Source organism: Rhodococcus sp. BP22 (genome assembly GCF_014281965.1).
Classification (GTDB): Bacteria; Actinomycetota; Actinomycetes; order Mycobacteriales; family Mycobacteriaceae; genus Rhodococcoides.
Map to the genome: position 1 here is coordinate 1 of NZ_JACFTB010000032.1, position 295 is coordinate 295.

At 57.6% G+C, this 295-nt stretch carries 1 protein-coding gene; it reads left to right on the plus strand.

Annotation, left to right across the window (positions count from 1 at the left end; genetic code table 11):
* Positions 1 to 13: 13 nt before the first annotated feature.
* The coding region (locus H2510_RS20580; RefSeq protein WP_186630132.1) for a hypothetical protein at positions 14 to 295 on the plus strand (282 nt) is incomplete at its 3' end.

Below are 295 nucleotides of genomic sequence, written 5' to 3' on the forward strand. Positions count from 1 at the left end.
CGGGATCGATTCGGTGTCGAATGCTGTTGTGCTGGTTCGCAACGAGCAGCTTGTTGGTTATCTTGTCGGTGAGCCGGGCAAGACCATTGATATCGACGACGTCACCGCCGCAGCCGCTTTGCGGCTGCCGTCTTATATGGTGCCGTTGAACTATGTTGTGCTCGAAGAGTTTCCGTTGGGGTCGAGTGGGAAGCTCGATCGTAAGGCTTTGCCGGATCCTGTCGTGGCGGTCAAGGAGTTTCGGGCGCCTACCACTCCGGTGGAAGAGATCGTGGCGGAGACTTTTGCGGGCGTA